The 4,177-nt window shown below is 73.7% G+C and carries 4 protein-coding genes; 1 reads left to right on the forward strand and 3 read right to left on the reverse strand.

All coding sequences use genetic code 11. The features are described 5' to 3' along the window. Positions 1-1,322 (reverse strand): MFS transporter (locus tag HUW36_RS27110; RefSeq protein WP_174530736.1); only part of this gene is annotated, 1,322 nt, incomplete at its 3' end. Between the two features lie 235 nt (positions 1,323-1,557). Beyond that, a complete protein-coding gene (locus tag HUW36_RS27115; RefSeq protein ID WP_246248341.1) occupies positions 1,558-2,643 on the reverse strand; it encodes a mechanosensitive ion channel family protein in 1,086 nt (361 codons plus the stop codon). Positions 2,644-2,926: 283 nt separating this feature from the next. Between HUW36_RS27115 and HUW36_RS27120 the strand changes: the two genes are divergently transcribed. After that, positions 2,927-3,466 carry an HNH endonuclease gene (locus HUW36_RS27120; RefSeq protein WP_091571705.1) on the forward strand — a complete coding sequence of 180 codons (540 nt, stop codon included), beginning with the start codon at positions 2,927-2,929 and terminating at the stop codon, positions 3,464-3,466. Between the two features lies 1 nt (position 3,467). Here HUW36_RS27120 and HUW36_RS27125 read toward each other — a convergent pair. Then, positions 3,468-4,177, reverse strand: a 710-nt coding sequence (locus HUW36_RS27125) for a class F sortase (RefSeq protein ID WP_246248342.1), incomplete at its 5' end; no start/stop codon positions are given.

Here is a 4,177-nt window from a genome sequence, read left to right on the forward strand (position 1 = left end):
CCCGCGCCCGGCCCGCGGGCCGGCGTGTGCGACCGCGCCGCGCTGGACTCGGCCCGGGCGGTCTCGACGGCCGCCTGGATCGTCGCCGGGCGGGGCCAGGTGACCGCCGCGACGAGCATCAGGAGCACTCCCGCCGCGCTCCAGAGCCCGACGACAGTCGGGATGGCGTAACGCTCGGCCAGTGCGCCGGTGACCAGCACCGCGCCGCCCTGGATGATCTGCGTGCCGCTGGCCATCACCCCGAATGCCCGGGCCCGGTAGCCGTCCGGCAGGGCCTGCACGAAGAGGCCGTTGGCGACCGGGACGATCCCGGCGACCGCGAAACCGCACGCGCCGGCGAGCAGTGCCACCACGACCGGTGGCGGGTCGAGCAGCGCGGGCACGAGCGCGGCCGGCGCGAGCACCGCCAGCGGGGGCAGCAACCGCAGCCGGCGGGCCGGACCGACCAGCCGCCCGATGAGCAGCCCGCCGATGACGTAGCCGACCGGGTTGGCCGCCATGATCACCGCCTGCGCGGTGCCGGTGTCCATGCCGCCGCCGGTCCGCTGGGCGGCCCAGCCGGCGGCGAGGCCCTCGGGGACGATCGAGAAGACCATCGCGCTGAACACCAGCACCGCGATGGCGCGCAGCACCGGCCGCTCGAAGACGATCCGGAAGCCCTCGGCGGTCTCCCGCAGCAGGTGGCTGCGGTGCGCCGGGGCCAGCGCCGGAGCCCGGTCCCGCAGGCCGAAGCGGACCAGGAGGGCCGACAGGGCGAACGTGGCCGCGTTGATCAGCAGCGCGGTGCTCGGGTTGAGCGCGGCGATGGTCGCGCCGGCGAGGTAACCGACGACCTGCGCGGCCTGGACGGCGCTGGTGGAGGCGGTGAGGCCCACCACCAGGCGGTCGCCCTCCAGGATGTGCGGCAGCAACGCCGAGCGCGCCGCCTGGCTCGGCGGGTTGGCGAGCGTCGCGACGAAGATCAGGACGAGGATCGCCCAGGCCGGCATGAAGGGCATCGCGACGAGCACCATCAACGCCATCCGGATCAGGTCGCAGAGCACCATCACCCGGCGGTAGCGGTGTCGCTCGGCCAGCGCGGAGAGCAGCGGGCCGCCGATCAGCCAGGGCAGGTAACTGGCCGCGAACGCGGCGGCGGAGAGGGCGACCGACTTGGTCTCCTGCAGGACCAGCACCGCGAGCGCGGCCTTGGCGAGGTAGTCGCCGATCCAGGACAGGACGTTGGCGGCGAAGAGCGCGCGGAACTCGGACTGACCGAACACGTCGCGGAAGGTGGCCGGGCCCTCCAGGGCGGGTCGCTCGTCGGACACCGTCGCCTCCATCGTTCCTGGTCGACCACTTGTGATGGCCCGACCGGGAACCGTCGTCAGATCAACCGATCAGCGAGGACACGAGCACACTCCCCGGTGGAGTGTGTTCACCGGATTCTGCCCGATCGTCTGACAACTGGCTAGGGCGAACGGATTGATCGTCGCATCTCCGACTGAACGAACGGACGATACCCGAGGGGCCGCGCGACGCGCGACCCCCGGAAAACGTCCGTCCGCCAGGGGTGCCTCAGGTGGGGCCGCCGGTGCCGGTTCCCTCCGGTCGCGGCGGCGGCGACGCCTGCGGCGGCAGGCCGGGATAGAGCCGGGCCGCCGCGATCCGGGCCGTGATCCCGGAGTTCTCCAGTGCCTCCGCGAGGCGGCGGCGCAGCTCGCGACCGACCGCGAACTGCCCGTCCGCGGTGGTCTTGACGACGGTACGGATCACCGCGCCGTCGACCGTCATCTGCTCGACGCCGAGCACCTCCGGCTGCTCCACGATCTCCGGCGCCAGCTCCGGGTCCAGCGCCACCGACGCCGCCGCCGTACGCAGCACCGCGGTGGCCTCCTCGGTGCCGGCGAAGCCGATCGGCAGGTCCACCACGACCAGCGCCCAGCCCTGGCTCTTGTTGCCGACCCGGACGATCTCGCCGTTGCGGATGTACCAGAGCACGCCCCGCCCGTCCCGGACCGTGGTCACCCGCAGGCCCACCGCCTCCACCACGCCCGTCGCCTCGCCGAGGTCGACCGTGTCGCCCACGCCGTACTGGTCCTCGATCAGCATGAACAGGCCGGCGATCAGGTCCTTGACCAGGCTCTGCGCGCCGAAACCGAGGGCCACGCCGGCGATGCCCGCGCTCGCCAGCAGCGGGGCCAGGTCGAAGCTGAACTCCTTGAGCACCATCAACAGCGCGATGCCGAACACGAACGCGGTGACCATGCTGCGCAGCACCGACCCGATCGCCTCGGCCCGCTGCCGCCGCCGCTCCGGCACGAACTGCTCCGGGTCGAGGGTGGCGCTGGGGATCCGCTCCCGCAACGGGCGGAGCATGGTCGGCACCGCCCCGTCGGTGGTGGTGCGCACCAGCCGGTTGATGGTGCGGTGCAACGCCCAGCGCGCGGCCACTGCGAGCAGCAGGATCAGCACGATCCGCAGCGGCTTCAGCAGGATCCAGTAACTGCCCTCGGCGAACCAGCTCGACCCGGTCAGGTCGTAGATGTTGCGGCACAGGGGGTCGGTCCGGCAGTCGACCGACGGGGACGGGCTGGAGCTGGGACTCGGGCTGGGCTCGGACGCGGCGGCCAGCGCGCGCAGCGTCAGATCGGCGGCACTCACCCTGCTTTCGTACCGCACCGGGGGCGCGCGCCCACCGCGGACCCACCCCGGACGGTGCCGGCGGGTCGACGATCATCCCGGGCGGAACCGGTCATCCTGGCACAGCGGGGTCAGGCTTGCCGGGGGTACCCCGGATTAGTGCGTGCAATCCGGGGCGCGATCAGGGACTATTGGCGCAACGGACGTCGGTGGTCCCGGCCGGCGCTCGGGGCCTCCGCGCGCTGTCGCGGGGCGGTCCCGGCGTGAAGGCGGCGGGAGCGGCTGGACCGGGAGGGTGAGCGCGATGCCTGACATACGACCCACGGCGGGCTCCGGTGCACTCGTTCTCAACGCCACCTACGAGCCCCTGTGCGTCGTGTCGGTGCGTCGTGCCGCGATCCTCGTGCTCTCCGCCAAGGCCGTCTGCGTGGCCGACGGCGAGGGCATCCTGCACAGCGCCCGCAACGCGCTCCCGGTGCCCTCGGTGGTGCGGCTGACCCGCTACGTCCGGGTGCCCTACCGCACCCACGTGGGGCTGTCCCGCCGGGCGATCTTCGCCCGGGACGGGTGGCGGTGCGCCTACTGCCGGGGCCCGGCGGAGACCATCGACCACGTCTTCCCTCGCAGCCGGGGCGGCCGGCACGCGTGGGAGAACGTGGTCGCCGCCTGCGCCCGGTGCAACCACACCAAGGGCGACAAGACCCCGGCCGAGCTGGGCTGGCGGCTGCACCACCTGCCGGCCGCGCCGAAGGGCAACGCCTGGCGGGTGCTGGGCCACCGCGCTCCCGACCCCCGCTGGGCCGACTGGCTCGACCTGCGCGAGCCCGAGGTCGAGGCGGCCTGAGTCAGCGGGCCTGGACCAGCGACGCGTAGACCACCAGGTTGTCGGCGTACCCGGTCTCGCCGCCCACCCAGCGCCCGCCGCAGGTGATCAGCCGCAGGTTGGGGCGACTGAAGTCGCCGTAGACGTCCTCGACCGGCAGCTTCTCCTTGCCGTACCGCTCGATCGAGGTGACCTCGAAGACCGCCACCGAGCGGTCCTGCCGGGTCACCTCGATCCGGTCGCCGTCGTCGAGTTCCCTCAGCCCGTGGAAGACGGCCGGCCCGGTGGTGGTGTCGACGTGCCCGACCAGCACCGCCGGCCCGTACTGGCCGGGGGTGGGGCCCTGGTCGTACCAGCCGACCTCGCCGGCACGGCTCACGTCCGGCACCGCGATGCTGCCGTCGGGCGCGATGCCGACCCGGTGCACCGGCGCGCGCAGGTCGAGCTTGCCGATGGTGAGGTCGGTCGGCGGGCTGGCGGGCAGCACCGGGAACTTCTTCGGTGGCGGCCGCAGCCCGGCCACGATCCGGTCGGGCAGCACGCTGACGCCTGTCACCCGTTCCACCCCGAGCATGGCCACGATCAGCGCCATCAGGCTCGCCACCACCAGCACCGGGGCACCGGGGCCGCGCCCCGGGACGTACCGGCGGGTGGTGGTCCGGCCGGGGCGGACGCCGACCGGCCGGGCGTGCGGGTCGGCGGTGGCGACGCTGGCCGAGAAGGCGTGCCCGG

Source organism: Micromonospora maritima (assembly GCF_902825405.1).
Taxonomy (GTDB): Bacteria; Actinomycetota; Actinomycetes; order Mycobacteriales; family Micromonosporaceae; genus Micromonospora; species Micromonospora maritima.